At 73.6% G+C, this 14,912-nt stretch carries 14 protein-coding genes; 7 read left to right on the forward strand and 7 right to left on the reverse strand.

Annotated features, from left to right (window positions below; translation table 11 throughout):
* Window positions 1-28 precede the first annotated feature (28 nt).
* The 3 genes from pelF to ACFYW9_RS17200 are packed head-to-tail and all read left to right on the forward strand — an operon-like array spanning window position 29 to window position 3,821.
* Entirely contained in the window at window positions 29-1,552 is a 1,524-nt protein-coding gene (gene pelF, locus ACFYW9_RS17190; RefSeq protein ID WP_389150507.1) for a GT4 family glycosyltransferase PelF, read from the forward strand.
* Window positions 1,549-3,177 (forward strand): hypothetical protein, encoded by a 1,629-nt coding sequence (locus ACFYW9_RS17195; RefSeq protein ID WP_389150510.1) that lies wholly within the window; start codon window positions 1,549-1,551, stop codon window positions 3,175-3,177. The genes pelF and ACFYW9_RS17195 overlap by 4 nt, the downstream gene beginning before the upstream one ends.
* Entirely contained in the window at window positions 3,174-3,821 is a 648-nt protein-coding gene (locus tag ACFYW9_RS17200) for a spherulation-specific family 4 protein (RefSeq protein ID WP_389150513.1), read from the forward strand. The genes ACFYW9_RS17195 and ACFYW9_RS17200 overlap by 4 nt, the downstream gene beginning before the upstream one ends.
* 9 nt (window positions 3,822-3,830) lie before the next feature.
* Here the strand turns inward: ACFYW9_RS17200 and ACFYW9_RS17205 are convergent, their stop codons facing one another.
* Complete coding sequence (locus ACFYW9_RS17205) at window positions 3,831-4,625, reverse strand: adenosylcobinamide-GDP ribazoletransferase (RefSeq protein WP_389150516.1); 795 nt, start codon at window positions 4,623-4,625, stop codon at window positions 3,831-3,833.
* A 60-nt stretch (window positions 4,626-4,685) separates the two neighbouring features.
* Here ACFYW9_RS17205 and ACFYW9_RS17210 point away from each other — a divergent pair, with 60 nt between their 5' ends.
* Window positions 4,686-5,453 (forward strand): hypothetical protein, encoded by a 768-nt coding sequence (locus ACFYW9_RS17210; protein ID WP_351865167.1) that lies wholly within the window; start codon window positions 4,686-4,688, stop codon window positions 5,451-5,453.
* Here the strand turns inward: ACFYW9_RS17210 and ACFYW9_RS17215 are convergent.
* The 3 genes from ACFYW9_RS17215 to cobT all read right to left on the reverse strand — a co-directional run bounded on the left by ACFYW9_RS17215 (window position 5,390) and on the right by cobT (window position 9,616).
* Window positions 5,390-6,091 (reverse strand): hypothetical protein, encoded by a 702-nt coding sequence (locus ACFYW9_RS17215; RefSeq protein WP_328668664.1) that lies wholly within the window; start codon window positions 6,089-6,091, stop codon window positions 5,390-5,392. The genes ACFYW9_RS17210 and ACFYW9_RS17215 overlap by 64 nt on opposite strands.
* A 43-nt stretch (window positions 6,092-6,134) precedes the next feature.
* Window positions 6,135-7,943: a phosphatidylglycerol lysyltransferase domain-containing protein gene (locus ACFYW9_RS17220; protein WP_389150520.1), complete on the reverse strand. Its 1,809-nt coding sequence runs from the start codon at window positions 7,941-7,943 to the stop codon at window positions 6,135-6,137.
* A gap of 494 nt (window positions 7,944-8,437) precedes the next feature.
* Window positions 8,438-9,616: a nicotinate-nucleotide--dimethylbenzimidazole phosphoribosyltransferase gene (gene cobT / locus ACFYW9_RS17225; RefSeq protein ID WP_389150523.1), complete on the reverse strand. Its 1,179-nt coding sequence runs from the start codon at window positions 9,614-9,616 to the stop codon at window positions 8,438-8,440.
* Between the two features lie 122 nt (window positions 9,617-9,738).
* On the opposite strand from cobT, the gene ACFYW9_RS17230 reads away from it, so the two are divergent.
* Entirely contained in the window at window positions 9,739-10,806 is a 1,068-nt protein-coding gene (locus tag ACFYW9_RS17230; RefSeq protein WP_351867664.1) for a class I SAM-dependent methyltransferase, read from the forward strand.
* 17 nt (window positions 10,807-10,823) lie between these two features.
* On the opposite strand, the gene ACFYW9_RS17235 is transcribed toward ACFYW9_RS17230, so the two are convergent.
* Window positions 10,824-12,023: a bifunctional adenosylcobinamide kinase/adenosylcobinamide-phosphate guanylyltransferase gene (locus ACFYW9_RS17235; protein WP_351867661.1), complete on the reverse strand. Its 1,200-nt coding sequence runs from the start codon at window positions 12,021-12,023 to the stop codon at window positions 10,824-10,826.
* A 113-nt stretch (window positions 12,024-12,136) separates the two neighbouring features.
* Between ACFYW9_RS17235 and ACFYW9_RS17240 the strand changes: the two genes are divergently transcribed.
* Window positions 12,137-12,349 carry a hypothetical protein gene (locus ACFYW9_RS17240; protein WP_326788229.1) on the forward strand — a complete coding sequence of 71 codons (213 nt, stop codon included), beginning with the start codon at window positions 12,137-12,139 and terminating at the stop codon, window positions 12,347-12,349.
* A gap of 102 nt (window positions 12,350-12,451) precedes the next feature.
* On the opposite strand, the gene ACFYW9_RS17245 is transcribed toward ACFYW9_RS17240, so the two are convergent.
* Together ACFYW9_RS17245 and ACFYW9_RS17250 are read right to left on the reverse strand one after the other, a co-directional pair.
* Window positions 12,452-13,153: a methyltransferase domain-containing protein gene (locus ACFYW9_RS17245; RefSeq protein WP_351867658.1), complete on the reverse strand. Its 702-nt coding sequence runs from the start codon at window positions 13,151-13,153 to the stop codon at window positions 12,452-12,454.
* 83 nt (window positions 13,154-13,236) lie between these two features.
* Window positions 13,237-13,863 carry a DUF3043 domain-containing protein gene (locus ACFYW9_RS17250; RefSeq protein ID WP_351867655.1) on the reverse strand — a complete coding sequence of 209 codons (627 nt, stop codon included), beginning with the start codon at window positions 13,861-13,863 and terminating at the stop codon, window positions 13,237-13,239.
* Between the two features lie 246 nt (window positions 13,864-14,109).
* On the opposite strand from ACFYW9_RS17250, the gene ACFYW9_RS17255 reads away from it, so the two are divergent.
* On the forward strand, window positions 14,110-14,907 hold the full coding sequence (locus tag ACFYW9_RS17255) for a PspA/IM30 family protein (RefSeq protein WP_351867690.1): 798 nt from the start codon (window positions 14,110-14,112) through the stop codon (window positions 14,905-14,907).
* Window positions 14,908-14,912 lie beyond the last annotated feature (5 nt).

Genomic DNA, 14,912 nt, shown 5'->3' on the forward strand with positions numbered 1-14,912 from the left:
AAGAAACAGTCCCAGGGGGGAACCACACATGATGCGCACAGGCCGTCATGTCACCATGCTCACCGAAGGCACCTACCCACATGTCCACGGCGGGGTCAGCACCTGGTGCGACCAGTTGGTCAAGGGCATGCCGGAGGTCGACTTCCACATCGTCTCGCTCACCGGCAGCGGCCGCGAACCCGTGACCTGGGAACTGCCGCCCAACGTCTACCGGCACACCCGCGTACCGACCTGGGGACCGCGCCCCGGCCGCGCCCGCCCGCCACTGGGCCGCGCCCAGCGCCGCTTCGCCGAGATCTACGAACGCTTCCTGCTCTCCTTCCTCGACCCCGACTCGCCCGAGGACTTCGGCGACGCCCTGTACGAACTGGCCGCGCTCGCCCGCGACGGACGCCTCTCGGCCGCCCTGCGCGGCGAAGCGGCGCTGCGCTCGCTGATGTGGATCTGGACCATGCCGCATCTGCCGACGGCCGCCGCCCGGCCCACCGTGCACGACGCGCTCACCGCGACGGACCTGCTGGAACACGCGCTGCGCCCGCTCGGCGTCCGGATCCCCGAGGACTCCGTCGCCCACGCGGTCAGCAGCGGCCTCGCCACGCTGCCCGCCCTGGTCGCGCACCACCTGGACGGGGTCCCGTTCCTGCTCACCGAGCACGGCATCTATCTGCGCGAGCGCTACCTCGGCTACCGCGGCGCCGGACAGCGCTGGCCCGTCAAGGCGTTCATGCTCGGCTTCTACCGCGAGCTGAACTCCCTCGGCTACCGCGCCGCCGACCTCATCACCCCCTGCAACCAGTACAACCGCCGCTGGGAGGAGCGCGGCGGCGCCGACGGGGACCGGATCCGCACGGTCTACAACGGCGTCGACCCGCACGCCTTCCCGCACGCGGGACCCGAACCCGCCGTGCCCACCCTCACCTGGTGCGGCCGGGTCGACCCCATCAAGGACCTGGAGACCCTCCTTCGCGCGTACGCCATGGTGCGCGCCGAACTGCCCGAGACCCGGCTGCGGCTCTTCGGTCCCGTGCCGCCCGGCGGGGAGGCGTACCGCACCCGCCTGGAGAAGCTCGCCGCCGAACTGGGCGTCACCGACGGGCTGACCTTCGAGGGGCGCATCACCGAGGTGTGGCGCGCCTACGCGGCCGGCCACGTCGTCATGCTGTCCTCCATCTCGGAGGGCTTCCCGTTCTCGATCATCGAAGCCATGTCCTGCGGCCGTACGACGGTCTCCACGGACGTGGGCGGGGTCCGGGAGGCGGTCGGCGACACCGGGATCGTCGTCCCGCCCCGCGAACCGGAGAAGATGGCCGCCGCCGCCCTCACCCTGCTGCGGGACGAGGAACGGCGCCTGGAACTCGGCGAGTTGTCCCGCCAGCGAGTCATCGACCGGTTCACGCTGCGCCGTTCCGTCGACGCGTTCAGGACGGTCTACCAGGAACTGGCGGGCCGGCCCGCGGTGTACGAGCCCGCCGTGGAGACCGTCGACGACTGGACCCTCGAACTGCGCGACCCCTGGTACCAGGCCGTCGCCACGGACGGGACCGGCTGGTGAGCGGCTCCCTGCGCACCCAGCCCGGGGCGCACGAGGCCACCCGTCCCCTGGTGCCGAGCCAGCGCCGCTCGACGAGCTGGGGGAAGCCCGACCCGATCGACGAACTCGCCGCGGAACTGGCGGAGTTCGTGACCGCCGCCGTCCATCCCGACGAGGTGGCCGCGCTCCTCGAATCCGACGGCCTCTCGGACGACCAGATCCGCGAACGGTACGGCGTCACCAACTCCTTCGCCCTCGCCGAGGAGTTGTTCGAGCGGGTCGAGCGCGGTTATCCCGAGCCCGGGGAGCCGGCCCCCGACCCCTGGCGGACCGGTCTGATCGGCTGCCTCCTGCGCGGCATCGTCTTCGCCCTCCCCGGCCTCGGCTACGTCCTCGCCGGACCCCTCCTCGCGGGACCGAAGGGCGCGTTCGGACTCCCGGCCGGCACCGTTCCGATGCTCGCCGGGGCGCTGTGCGGCTGGACCTGGAACCAGGGGCTCGCCCACCGCGCGTACACCTGGATGGGGCTCGGCGACCGCTCGGCCGCCCGCCGCGCGCTGCTCGTCGGCACCCCGGCCGGTGTCCTGCTCGGCTCCCTGGTGGCCTTCGCGGCGGCGGGATCGGCCGGCCGGGGCGCCGTCGCCTTCGCCGCCGGGCAGTCCGGCTACCTGGGCGCGGCCACCGTTCTGCTGGTCATGGGCAGGGAACGCGTGCTGCTCGCCGCCCTGGCCCCCATGACGGCGGGCGCCGCCGTCACCGTGTTCCACCCGGTCCCCGACCTGGCGCGCATGGCCCTGCTGCTGGGCTCCCTGGCGGCGGTCGCCCTGCTCGGACTCCTCGAAGTGGCCCCCGCGGTACGCGAGCTGGGCGGGGGGAGCTGGGGCGCGGGACTGATCGCGCTGCTGCCGTACGGCCGTCTGCGGGGCGGCACCGAGCCGTCCGGGCGGGCCGGTGAGCCGCGCGCGGCCTCCGCGGGCCGGCCGGCCGCGGGGAAGCCGGGAACCGCTCCGGGCCGCCTCGGCAGGGTCACCGCGCGGCTGCGCGCCCGCCGGTCCGCCGCGCGCCGGAACGCCGGAACCGTCGCGTACGCCCTCTTCGGGCTCGGCAGCGGTGTCCTCGTGCTGTACGCGGCGCTCGGAGACGTCCTGACGGGAGCCCGTACGGCGGTCGCCGCACCGGCCGCGGTCGCGCTGACCCTCAGCATGGGCCCCGCCGAGTGGCTGCTGTTCCGGTTCCGCAGCGGGAGCCTCGCCGGACTGCGCTCCAGCACCTCGGCGAGGAGCTTCCGGCGGGCCTCCGCCGGCACGCTCCTGAGATGCCTGACCGGCTACCTGGCCTCCCTGCTCGTGCTCGGCCTCGGTGTCTCCGCGCTGTGGCCGCACGCGCCCGCGGCCGCGGACGGGGTCAGGCTCGGCGGACTGCTCCTGCTGGGGGTGGTCATGTGGACCGGGCTGCTGCTCCAGTCCTTCGGCGCCGTCACCGGCACCGCCGCCGTCGTCTGCGCCGCCGCGCTCGCCCAGACCGCGGCACTGGTCACGCACACGGGCGACGCGCACTGGGTGGGCCTGATCGTGTACGGCGCGGCGGCGGGCGCCCAGACCCTGCTCGTCTGCGCCCGGCTGGGAAAGGTGACGGCCCACCGGTGAAGACCCTCCTCGTCCCGTACTACGAGCACCCCGCCGTCCGCCCGGCCGAGTGGGACACACTCGTCGCCGCCGCGCCCCGGCTCTACGGCGTGGTGCTCAACCCCGCCAGCGGCCCCGGCGACCGCCCGGACCCGGAGTTCGCGGCGGTCGCCGGACGGCTGCGCGCCGCGGACGTCCGGGTCCTCGGGTACGTCGACACGGCGTACGGGCGCAGGCCGCCCGGGGACGTCCGGCGCGAACTGGCCCGGCACCGCGACTGGTTCGGCACCGACGGTGTGTTCCTCGACCAGGTGGCCGCCACGGAGGCCGAGTTCGGCTACTACCGGCGGCTGGCGACGGCGGTGCGGGGGCCGGGCGGCGGAACCCTCGTCCTCAACCACGGCACGGCACCGCACCCCTCCTACGCCCGTATCGCCGACGTCCTCGTCACCTTCGAGGGCACCTGGGCCACCTACCGCAGGAAGCCCCCGCCACCGTGGACGGGCACCGGCGTGCGCCTGTGCCATCTCGTCCACGGAGCACCGGCCGACGCCGACACGGCGGCGCGGGCCGGGGAACGGGGGGCCGGGCTGTACTGCGCGGTCCCCGGCACGGGGGACCATCCCTGGGGCACCCTGCCCCACGGCCTGGCCCCCGCCTCGTGACCGCGGTGATCAGCCCAGCGAGAGCACCACGAGCGCGGTCGTCGCCGCCGTCTCCGCCAGGCCGCCGAACACATCGCCGGTGACACCGCCGAAGCGCCGGGTGCAGTGCCGCAGCAGCACTTCGGCGGCCAGACACGACAGGCCCACCGCCACCGCGGCGCGCACGAGGTCGTACGTCCCCACGAGCGCGCCGGCGCCCGCCGCCACGCCGGTCACGGCCGCCGCCACCAGCAGCGCGCCGCGCACCGGCACGGTGCCGGCGACCGCCGCGCCCAGACCCCCGGGGCGGGCCGCGGGCACCCCGGTGCGGGCGGCGAGCGTGAGGGCGAGGCGGGCCGCGGCCGCCGAGACGACGGCCGCGAGGACACCCCGGCCCCACGAGACCTCGTACGCCTGGGCGAGTGCGGCCACCTGGGCGAGCAGGACGAACAGGAGGGTGATCACGCCGAACGGCCCGATGTCCGACCGCTTCATGATCCGCAGCGCGTCCTCGGCGGGCTTCGCGCTGCCCAGGCCGTCGGCGGTGTCGGCGAGACCGTCGAGGTGCAGGCCCCGCGTCAGCGCGGCCGGTACGGCGGCGGTGGCCACGGCCGCGAGCAGCGCGCCCGATCCCATGGCCAGCAGCGCCACGCCGGACAGTGCCGCGCCCGCCCCGACCACCAGGCCGGCCAGGGGAGCGCACAGCATGCCGCCGCGCGCCGCGTCACGGTCCCAGCGGGTCACCTTCACCGGGAGCACGGTGAGGGTGCCGAAGGCGAAGCGGAGGCTGTCGGGCAGCGAGGCGCCGGAGGCGGTCTTGGACATCGGCGCAGGCTACCCGGGCGTCCGGAGGGCGGATACAGCGGCTGTGGATAAAGTTCGCATATGGGTCATTGGTGGCATCAGAACATCGTCGAGCCCGGGAAGCTCCCCCTGTTCCTGGCGCTGGCCTCGTTCGTCGTGACCTTCGCGGTCACCCGCGTCATCGTGCGGATGATCCGGGCCGGCAAGGGCCCCTTCGGCAACGTCAAGGCCGGTGATCTGCACATCCACCACGTGGTTCCCGGTGTCGTGCTCACGGTGATCGGCGGCTTCGGCGCCGTCGCCGGCAGCCGGTACGGATTCTGGCCCTGCGTGAGCGCCGTGGTGTTCGGCGTCGGAACGGGCCTCGTGCTCGACGAGTTCGCGCTGATCCTGCACCTCGACGACGTCTACTGGACCGAGGACGGGCGCAAGAGCGTCGAGGTCGTGGTGCTCACGGCCGCCCTCGTCGGCCTGATGCTCAGCGGCTTCTCGCCGCTCGGCGTCAACGACCTCAGCGACCAGGAGGCGCAGAACCGCGCCAGTGCGATCGTGACCATCGTCCTGAACTTCTTCTTCGCGCTGCTCACCCTGAGCAAGGGCAAGGCCCGCACGGCGATCTTCGGGGTGATCGTTCCGTTCGTCGCCCTCGTCGGCGCCATCAGGCTGGCCAAGCCCGCGTCGCCGTGGGCCAGGCGCTTCTACCGGAACCGGCCGCGCACCCGGGCCCGGGCACGGCTGCGCGCCTACCGGCACGACCGCCGCTGGGCGGGTCCCGCCCGCAGGGTTCAGGAGTGGATCGGCGGCAAACCCGACCCGGCCGCCGCCCGCTCCCTGCCCGAACAGCGGTGACGCGCGGCGGAGAGGCAGCACACCACCAGCACCGCGGCGATCGCCGCCAGGTGTTCCTTGCCCGCCAGGTTGTCCTTGACGATCACCTCGGCCGCCATGGCCCCGATCACGATCCCCGCCGTCGCGTACGCCCGGTAGCGCCAGCACAGGAACACGGCGAGGCCCACCACGGCCGCCGACGGGCCGGTGTCGACGACCAGCGCGTCCGCCCCGGGCAGCCCCGGCGGACGGTGCGGGCCGAGCGCGATGCCGGCACGGGCGTACAGCGTCCCGGCCAGCGTGGCGACGTACGCGACGACAAGGGTGCGCCACCAGCCCAGACAGATCTCGGCGATCCCGAAGACGACCAGGATCTGTGCGAGCGCGCCCCACACGGGCAGATCCAGCGCCGGTACGAACAGGGAGAGCGGGGTGCGGACCAGGGCGAGCCACAGCGGGTCCCCGGCCCGGACGGCACCCGTGTTCTGCACCAGCCGGTAGCCCCAGGACTGGTTCTGGACGACCTGGAGGACGGCCGTCAGGCACACCGCGCCGAGGGTCATCGGGGCCGCCCGCCACCCCCTCGCCCGCAGGGCCCGGCGCACGGTCGCGTACAGCAGCCCCCACTCGGCGCGGGCCCAGTGGGCGGGTGCGCTCATCCGGTCGTCCCCACGGCTCTCCCCCCGCGGGTCCTCGCCGGTCTCATCTGTGCGACTCCAGGTGCTTGCGGTGCAGCCATTTCGGCAGGCCCGGTGCCTCCAGGAACCCCTCGGCGCGCGCGGACGCGACCCCGATGCGCAGCAGGTCCGCGCTCTTCTCGAAGAGCAGGAACCGCGGCTCCCAGATCGGCCGGTACTTGGCGTTGGCCCGGTACAGCGACTCGATCTGCCACCAGCGGGAGAAGAAGCTGAGCAGCGAGCGCCACAGCCGCAGCACGGGGCCCGCGCCGAGACGCGCCCCCCGCTCGAAGACCGAACGGAACATGGCGAAGTTGAGCGAGACCTGGGTGATCCCGATCTCCCGGGCGCGCCGCAGGAGTTCGATCACCATGAACTCCATCAGCCCGTTCTCCGCGTCGCGGTCGCGCCGCATCAGATCGAGGGAGAGCCCGCCGGGCCCCCAGGGGACGAAGGACAGCACCGCCCGCAGGTCGCCCTCGGCGTCCGTGCATTCGAGCATCACGCAGCGCCCGTCCTCGGGGTCGCCGAGCCGGCCCAGCGCCATGCTGAAACCGCGCTCGGTCGCGCCGTCGCGCCAGTCGTCCGCGCGCTGGAGCAGATACGCCATCTCGGCGGCCGGGATGTCCTCGTGCCGCCGGATGCGCACCCGGTACCCGGCCCGCCCGACCCGGTTGTAAGCCTGCCGGACGGTCCGCATGGCCCGTCCTTCGAGGGTGAACTCGGCCGTCTCGACGAGAGCTTCGTCGCCCAGCTCCAGAGCGTCGAGGCCGTGCCGGGAGTAGACGGTGCCGGCCTCCTCGCCCGCGCCCATCACCGCCGGGATCCAGCCGTGCTCCCGGGCCTCGGCGAGCCAGGGCTCGATGGCTCCGGGCCATGCCTCCGGGTCGCCGATGGGGTCGCCGCTCGCCAGGGAGACCCCGCCCACCACCCGGTACGCCACCGCCGCCTTGCCGGTGGGCGACCAGACCACGCTCTTCTCCCGGCGCAGCGCGAAGTAGCCCAGCGAGTCCCGGTCCCCGTTGCGCTCCAGCAGTTCCCGCAGCCGTTTCTCGTCGTCCTCGGTGAGCGGGTCGACGGCGCGCCGGGAGCGGAAGGCCGCGTAGAGCACGGCGAGCACCAGCAGGGTGCTGAGCACGTTGACGGTGACGTCGGCCCAGTTCGGTGTCGAGATCCCCGGGTAGTGGGAGTCGTCGGCGGCGACCGAGACGAGCCGCAGGGTGCCGTAGCGCCAGCGGTCCAGGAAGGTCGAACGGTGCGCGTCGTGCGCGTCGTTGGTGACGGTGACCAGCAACGCGGCGAGCAGCGAGGTGACCAGGAGCCCCCCGAGCGCGACGGCCGCGGCCAGCTTCGGGTTCGACCGGTCGCCCTTGGCGTAGAACTCCCGGCGGCCGGTGGCCAGGCAGCCCACGAAGGCCGCGGTCAGCGCGAGCGAGACCCAGTTCTGCGCGTACTGGCGGATCTCCGGGAACGCCATCGCGATGCCGAACAGCAGCAGGAACAGCCCGCCGAGCACCGAGTTGAGGATCCACGCGGCCCGCTTGCGCCGCCGCATCGTGATGGCCAGGAACATCGTGAACACACCGGAGGCGAAGCCCGCGGTCAGCAGATACGGCGTGAAGTAGTTCTCGGTGTTGTGCCGTCGGACGTCCTGTCCGAGCGACACCCAGGCGGCGCTCAGAAAGTTGATGAACGTGACCGCGCGCAGGTACCACACGGCGAACGCGGCGGCCCGCCGGGAGGCCGCCGTGGACCGCCGGTCCCCGTCACTCCGGCGGCCCGAAGCCCGCTCCTGCTCGACGGCGACGGCAACGGCAATCCGGGCATCTCCCATAGAGCGGGATGATATGGGGCGCAACGGTCACCGCGAGGGAGGCCCGGTCCGACCACGGGTACACGAAACCCAGCCCCGTCCGGAGAACCCCCAGCCCCTCCGCCCCGCTTCTCGGGCGCGGGTCAAGACTCGGCCCCTCCGACCAGCCTTTCGGGCGCGGGGAAAGCCCAGCCCCTCCGCCCCGGTTCTCGGGCGCGGGGCAAGGTTCAGCCCCTCCGGCGCAAGCCACCTTTCGGGTGCGGGGCAAGAATCAGCCCCTCCGGCCGGTCCTTCGGGTGCGGGGCAAGGTTCAGCCCCTCCGGCGTTTGAGGAGCGGGGTCTGGGGCGGAGCCCCAGGTGCGGGACGGGCAGGGGCGGAGGGGGCGAAAGAAGGTTGTGGTGACGCCGCCCGACCGGACCAGGAACCCGGCCCGAGCCCGGACTCCGGCCGGGACCTGGCCAGGGCTACACGTCGAAGTCGGGCCCGGACTCCGGGCTCGGGACCTGGGCCGGTGCTACGCGCCGGAGCCGGAGCTCGAGTCGGGCTCGGAGCCGGACGCGGGGCCGGAGTCGGACGCGAGGCCGGAGTCGGACGCGGACTCGGACTCGGACTCAGAGGGTTCCTCCAGGGTTTCCTCCGTCGCCGGAACAGATGCCTCCGGAAGCTCCGCCGCAAGGCTCGCCGCAGCCTGGACCAGCGGCAGGGCGAGCAGCGCGCCCGCCCCCTCGCCCACCGTCACCCCGTGGTCGAGCAGCGGCTCGAGAGCCATCCGGTCCAGTGCCTTCGCCTGGGCCGGCTCCCCGCTGCGCTGCCCGGCGAGCCACCAGTCCGGCGCACGGAAGGCGACCCGCTGGCCGACCAGCGCGCACGCGGCCGACACCACACCGTCGAGGATCACCGGCATCTTCCGCGCCGCGCTCTGGAGCAGGAAACCGGTCATCGCCGCCAGGTCGGGCCCGCCCACCGTCGCCAGGAGCTGGAGCTGGTCCCCGAGCACGGGCCGCGCCCGCCGCAGCGCGTCGCGCACCGCGGCGCACTTGCGCATCCACGCGAGGTCGTCGATGACCTGTCCGCCCCGCCCGGTCACGACGGACGCGTCGGTCCCGCACAGCGCGGCGATCAGGACGGCCGCAGCCGTGGTGCCGCCCACGCTGATGTCGCCGAGCACCACCAGATCCGTACCGGAGTCGGCCTCCTCGTCCGCGATGGCGACCCCGGCCAGGAACGCGGCCTCCGCCTCCTCCAGGGTCATCGCGTCCTCGACGTCGATCCGTCCCGAACCGCGCCGGACCCGGTGCCGTACGACCTCGTCGGGCAGACCCTCGGGATCGGCCTCCAGCGACATGTCGATCACGCGCACCGGCACGCCGAGCCTGCGGGCCAGCACCGACGCGGGGCTCGCGCCCTCCAGGACCGCCCGCACCAGCCGGCCCGCGCCGCCCGCGGGGCGCGCCGACACGCCGAGGGCCGCGATCCCGTGGTCGCCCGCGAACAGCAGGGCGCGCGGGTGCTCGATCGGCCGCACCGGCACCGCGGACTGCGCCGCCGCCAGCCATTCACCCAGCTCGTCGAGGCGGCCCAGCGCCCCGGGCGGCACGTTCCGGCGCTCCCGGTGCGCCTCGGCGTCCCGGCGGACGCCTCCGTCGGGACGCTCGATCAGATCGGTGAAGTCGTCGAGATTAAGCGAGCTCATTCGCCGAACAGTACCGGCACCGATCGAACGCGTCCGCGCCACGTCGTTGCGCCCCGGATCCCCATCGCGTACGTACCTTTTGTATCGGATTGTCGTACGGCTCGTCCCCGACAGGAGCGTCCATGCCCCCCACCCCCCAGCCGATCGCCGAACGCCGTGCCGCCTACGCGGCCGAACTCGCCCGGGGCACCGCCCGGTTCCACGAACCGCGCCGCGCCGACTGCCCGTGGTGCGGTTCGAAGCGCCTGCGCACCCGGCTGCGCACACCGGATCTGCGGCAGCGCAAGCCGGGAACGTTCGCCGTCGACGTGTGCGAGGACTGCGCCCACGCCTTCCAGAACCCCCGGCTCACCCCCGAGGGGCTGGCCTTCTACCGGCGGGACCCCCGCGAGGACACCCACGACGGCCTCGCCGAACGGCTGCTCCGTGCCCGCGGCGGCACCGGACACCACCTCGCGGCAGCCCGCGCCCTGCTGCCCTTCGCGGAACCGGAGAGCTGGCTCGACATCGGCACCGGGCACGGACACTTCCCGGCGGCGGCCAAGGAGGTCCACCCGTACACGTCCTTCGACGGCCTCGACCCGACGCGGCGCGTCGAGAAGGCGCGGGCCGCGGGGCGGGTGGAGGAGGCGCACGTCGGACGGCTCACCGACCCGCGGATCGCGGAGCGGCTGCGCGCCCGCTACGACGTCGTGAGCATGTTCCACCACCTGGAGCACACGCCCGAACCGCGCCAGGAACTGCGCGCCGCGCTCGCGGTGTTGAGACCCGGCGGACACCTCCTGGTCGAAGTGCCCGACCCCGACTGCGCGTTCGGCGCGCTGCTCGGCAAGTGGTGGGTGGCGTACGGCCAGCCGCGCCATCTGCACCTCGTGCCGCTGCCCAACCTGCTCGGCGAACTCGAGTCCCTGGGCTGCGTCGTCGTCGCCACGGACCGGCGCGAACCGCACCTCCCCCACGACCTCTCGGCGGCTCTCGTCCTGGCGCTCGGGCGTGTTCTCCCCGGCCCCGACGCCCCCTGGCGCCCGGCCCCGCCGACCCCCTTCCAGCGCACCGCGCACCGGGCCCTGAGCCGGGCGTCGCTCCCGCTCCTCGCCTCCGCCGCCGCGCTGGACCGGCTGTCGGCCCCCCTGCTGCGCCGCACCCGTTTCTCGAACGCGTACCGCGTCGTCGCCCGCAAGGAGGCCTGAACCACCGCCGCCCGCGGTCAGCCCCGCAGCGTCAGGGCCTGCCCCGCCACCACCAGCAGCACGTGCTCGCACTCCCCGGCGAAGGCCGCGTTCAGCCGCCCGAGTTCGTCGCGGTAGCGGCGACCGGAGGCCGTGGCCGGCACGATGCCCGAGCCGACCTCGTTCGAGACGGCCACGAGCGTGCGGCGGGTGCGGCGGACCGCGGCGACGAGTTCCTCCACGCGGGCGCGCAGGGCGCGTTCACCGCCCCCGGACCACTCGGCGTCGTCCCACGCGTCGACCGAGTCCATCGCGTCGGTCAGCCACAGCGAGAGACAGTCGACGAGCAGCGGCGGGCCGTCCTCGTCGAGGAGGGGGACCAGGTCGCACGTCTCGACGGTCCCCCAGGAGCCGGGCCGCCGCTCACGGTGGGCGCCGACCCGCTGCGCCCACTCGGAGTCCCCGCCGCGCGTGCCGCCCGTGGCGACGTACAGGACGTCGGCGAAGGTCTCCATCCGACGTTCCGCCTCCACCGACTTGCCCGAACGCGCCCCGCCGAGCACCAGCGTCCTGCGCGGCACGTCGGGCACGTCCTCGTACACACCCACGTCGAGCGTGGTCCCGTCGGGCACGGCCCGCGCGCCCGCCGCGGCGAGTCTCCTGCGCAGCTCCGCCCCCGGGGGCACGTCGTGGCCGAGGTGCACCGCGATCACGTCCGTCGTCGGGTCGACCGCGCCGGCCGCGCGCAGCCTCGCCAGGGCGTCAGGACGTCCCACCACGTCCAGGAGCACCATGTGATACGCCTCGCCGTTCTCGTCCAGGCCGGCCGGTGCCGCCCCCGGCGGCAGGTACAGCAGCCGTTGTCCGGCCGGGCCGGTCACCGCGTATCCCGTGCCGGGCGCGTCCATCGGCACCGCCCGCACCCGGTGTCCCGTCATCAGCGCCAACTCCCGTCCGTCGGGCACCCGGCCGGGCTGCGGCAGCCCGGCCGGCACCTCCATCGCGGGCCCGTCGTGCGGGTGGGAGAGCAGTACCTGCCGTACGCCGCCCAGCGAGTGTCCGGCGCGGGCCGCCGCGAACGCGGCGCCGGGGGTGAGGTCGAGCAGCAGCGTGCCGTCCACGAGCAGCGCGGTGGCCGCCCGCGCCTCGTCGCCGAGCGCGCTCGCGCAGGCGGCGCAGGGACAGTCGGGGCGGGGCAGGCCCGCGGGGGCACCGGTGCCGAGCAGAGTCAGTTCCACGCCGCCGATCTTTCCGTGTCCCCGCACGTCTTGCGCGTCCGGCTAGGCTTCGGACGGAAGACGGATCTTGTCCGGCTTCCGCTGTGCAGTGTGCTCACATCTTGGAGGCGTACATGGCGGCATGGACGTGGCGGTTCGAGAAGTCCGACGGGACAGAGGTCCAACCCGCGGTGCAGCCCGAGGAGTTCACCACCCAGGGCGACGCCGAGTCCTGGATCGGTGAGGTGTGGAAGGACCTTGTGGCGGGCGGCGCGGACCAGGTGTTCCTCTTCGAGGACAGCACGCAGATCTACGGCCCGATGAGCCTGCACGCCGAAACGGAGTAGGCCGGTAGGGGTTGCCGGGACACACCCCGGCAACCCGCCTCCCGCCACGGCACCCGTGCGAGCGACAGCAGTGGCCCGGGGCCGGTCAGCGGCCGGGGCCGGTCAGCCCCGCACGCCGCACAGATGAAGAAGGGCCGCCACCTGGCGGTAGGGGTCCGTCCGGCCGGCCCGCTCCTCGGCGGCCAGCAGCGTCTCCGCGTCCGGAGGCATCGGCGCGCCGTCGGCCGCCGTGTCCGTGAAGACGCGCACCCCGTACCAGGCGTGCAGCGGGGCCCCGATCCCGGCGAGCGTGCCGGTCAGGGTGGCGAGCCGGTCGGCGCGGACGTCGAGACCGAGCCGGTTCGTGTACGCGGTCGTGTCGAACGAGGCCAGCGCCGTCGCCCAGTCCCCGCCGATCCCGGGCCGCATGGCCAGCGCGTCCGCGTTGCGCACCAGCAGCGAGAGCAGCCCGCCCGGGGCCAGCATCCTCGCCAGCCCGGCCAGCAGGGCGTCCGGCTCCTCGGCGTACATCAGGACGCCGTGACACAGCACCACGTCGAAGCTGCCCGGCAGGAAGTGCACACCCGTCTCGTGCCCGTCGCCCTCGATGAGGCGCACCCGGCTCCGGATGCCCTCGGGCTCGGCGGCCAGCGCCTCACGGGCCACCGACATCATCGTGGCGTCCCGTTCGAGCCCGGTCACCTGGTGGCCGGCCCGCGCGAGCCGCAGGGCCTGTGTGCCCTGGCCCGCCCCGACGTCGAGCACCCGCAGGCGCTGCCCCACCGGATAACGCCCGGTTATCTGCTCATCGAGCTGCCGGGCCACCAGTTCCTGCCGTACGACATCCCGCAGCCCGCCCAGCCTGCTCAGCCAGGCATCCGCCGCGCCCCCGGAGAACGACGTAGTGCTCAGGGCCGCTCTCCGCGCTTGACCTGCGGCTTCGGCAGCCGGAGTCGACGCATCTGGAGGGTGCGCATCAGCGCGTAGCGGACGGCGCCCTTGGTGTTCTCCTCCGGGAAGCGCGCGTTGAGCTGCTTCCTCAGGCGGATCGCGATGACGAACGAGTCGACCACGATCATCACGATGACGACCAGCCAGAGCAGCAGCGCCACGTTCTTGAGCACGGCGACCGGCACCACGCTCAGCATGAGGATGATCACGGCCAGCGGCAGGAAGAGCTCGGCGATGCAGAGCCGCGAGTCCACGTAGTCGCGCGCGAACCGGCGCACCTTGCCCTTGTCGCGCACGGGCAGGTAGCGCTCGTCGCCACTGGCCAGGGCCTGGCGCTGCCGCTCCATCGCCGCACGCCGGTCGTCACGCTGGCGCTTGGCCGCCTCCTTGCGCGTCGTCGGCGTCTGGGCGACGCTGCGGCGCTGGGTCTGGGCCTCACTGCGCTTGGGCGTGGGGCGGCCCTTGGGGGCCTGCGGATCACGGGTCTCTTTGGAGAGGGTCACCGGCGCCTTGTCGGCGGGGGCCTTCTCTTCCTTCGCACGGCTTCGGAACACAAAACCCAAGGGTACGGGGTCCGCGAGCATGGACGTCGATCGAGTGGGGAACGATCCGGCAACACCGTGCGTCTGTGGTGGACAGAGGGGACGTCGCTCCGGGGTGCACCCCCGGGTGTCACCTACTCCTTACGCCGGAGCGGTGGCGGGCGCAGTCGTCCTTGGGGATGAGCGCATCCGTCCCCGAACAGTGCGGTAATGGATGCAGGGCCCGTACTGTGGGTCCTGTTGCAGTACCTGGAGCTGGAGTCCGTCAGAAGGGGGCGCGCGAAGCCCATGAGCGGTGTCATGAAGCGTATGGGGATGATCTTCCGCGCGAAGGCGAACAAGGCCCTTGACCGGGCCGAGGACCCGCGCGAGACCCTCGATTACTCCTATCAGAAGCAGCTGGAGCTGCTCCAGAAGGTCCGGCGCGGTGTCGCCGACGTGGCGACCAGCCGCAAGCGTCTCGAACTGCAGCTGAACCAGCTCCAGAACCAGTCCTCCAAGCTGGAGGACCAGGGCCGCAAGGCCCTCGCGCTCGGCCGCGAGGACCTCGCCCGTGAGGCGCTGTCGCGCCGCTCGGCGCTCCAGCAGCAGGTCACCGACCTGGAGACGCAGCACCAGACCCTCCAGGGCGAGGAGGAGAAGCTCACCCTCGCCGCGCAGCGCCTGCAGGCCAAGGTCGACGCCTTCCGTACGAAGAAGGAGACGATCAAGGCGACGTACACGGCGGCCCAGGCACAGACCCGGATCGGTGAGGCCTTCTCCGGCATCTCCGAGGAGATGGGCGATGTGGGGCTCGCCATCCAGCGTGCCGAGGACAAGACCGCGCAGCTCCAGGCGCGGGCCGGCGCGATCGACGAACTGCTCGCCTCCGGCGCCCTCGACGACCAGTCCGGGCTGGCGAAGGACGACATCCAGAGCGAGCTGGACCGGATCTCGGGCGGTTCGGACGTGGAACTGGAGCTCCAGCGCATGAAGGCCGAGCTGGCCGGCGGTTCCTCGTCGCAGAAGCAGGCGATCGAGGGCGGCACGGGCCAGGACCGGCCGTCGTCGCAGCCGCAGGACACTCCGCGCTTCGACAAGCAGTGACCTGG

Source organism: Streptomyces sp. NPDC002698 (genome assembly GCF_042888945.1).
GTDB lineage: Bacteria > Actinomycetota > Actinomycetes > Streptomycetales > Streptomycetaceae > Streptomyces.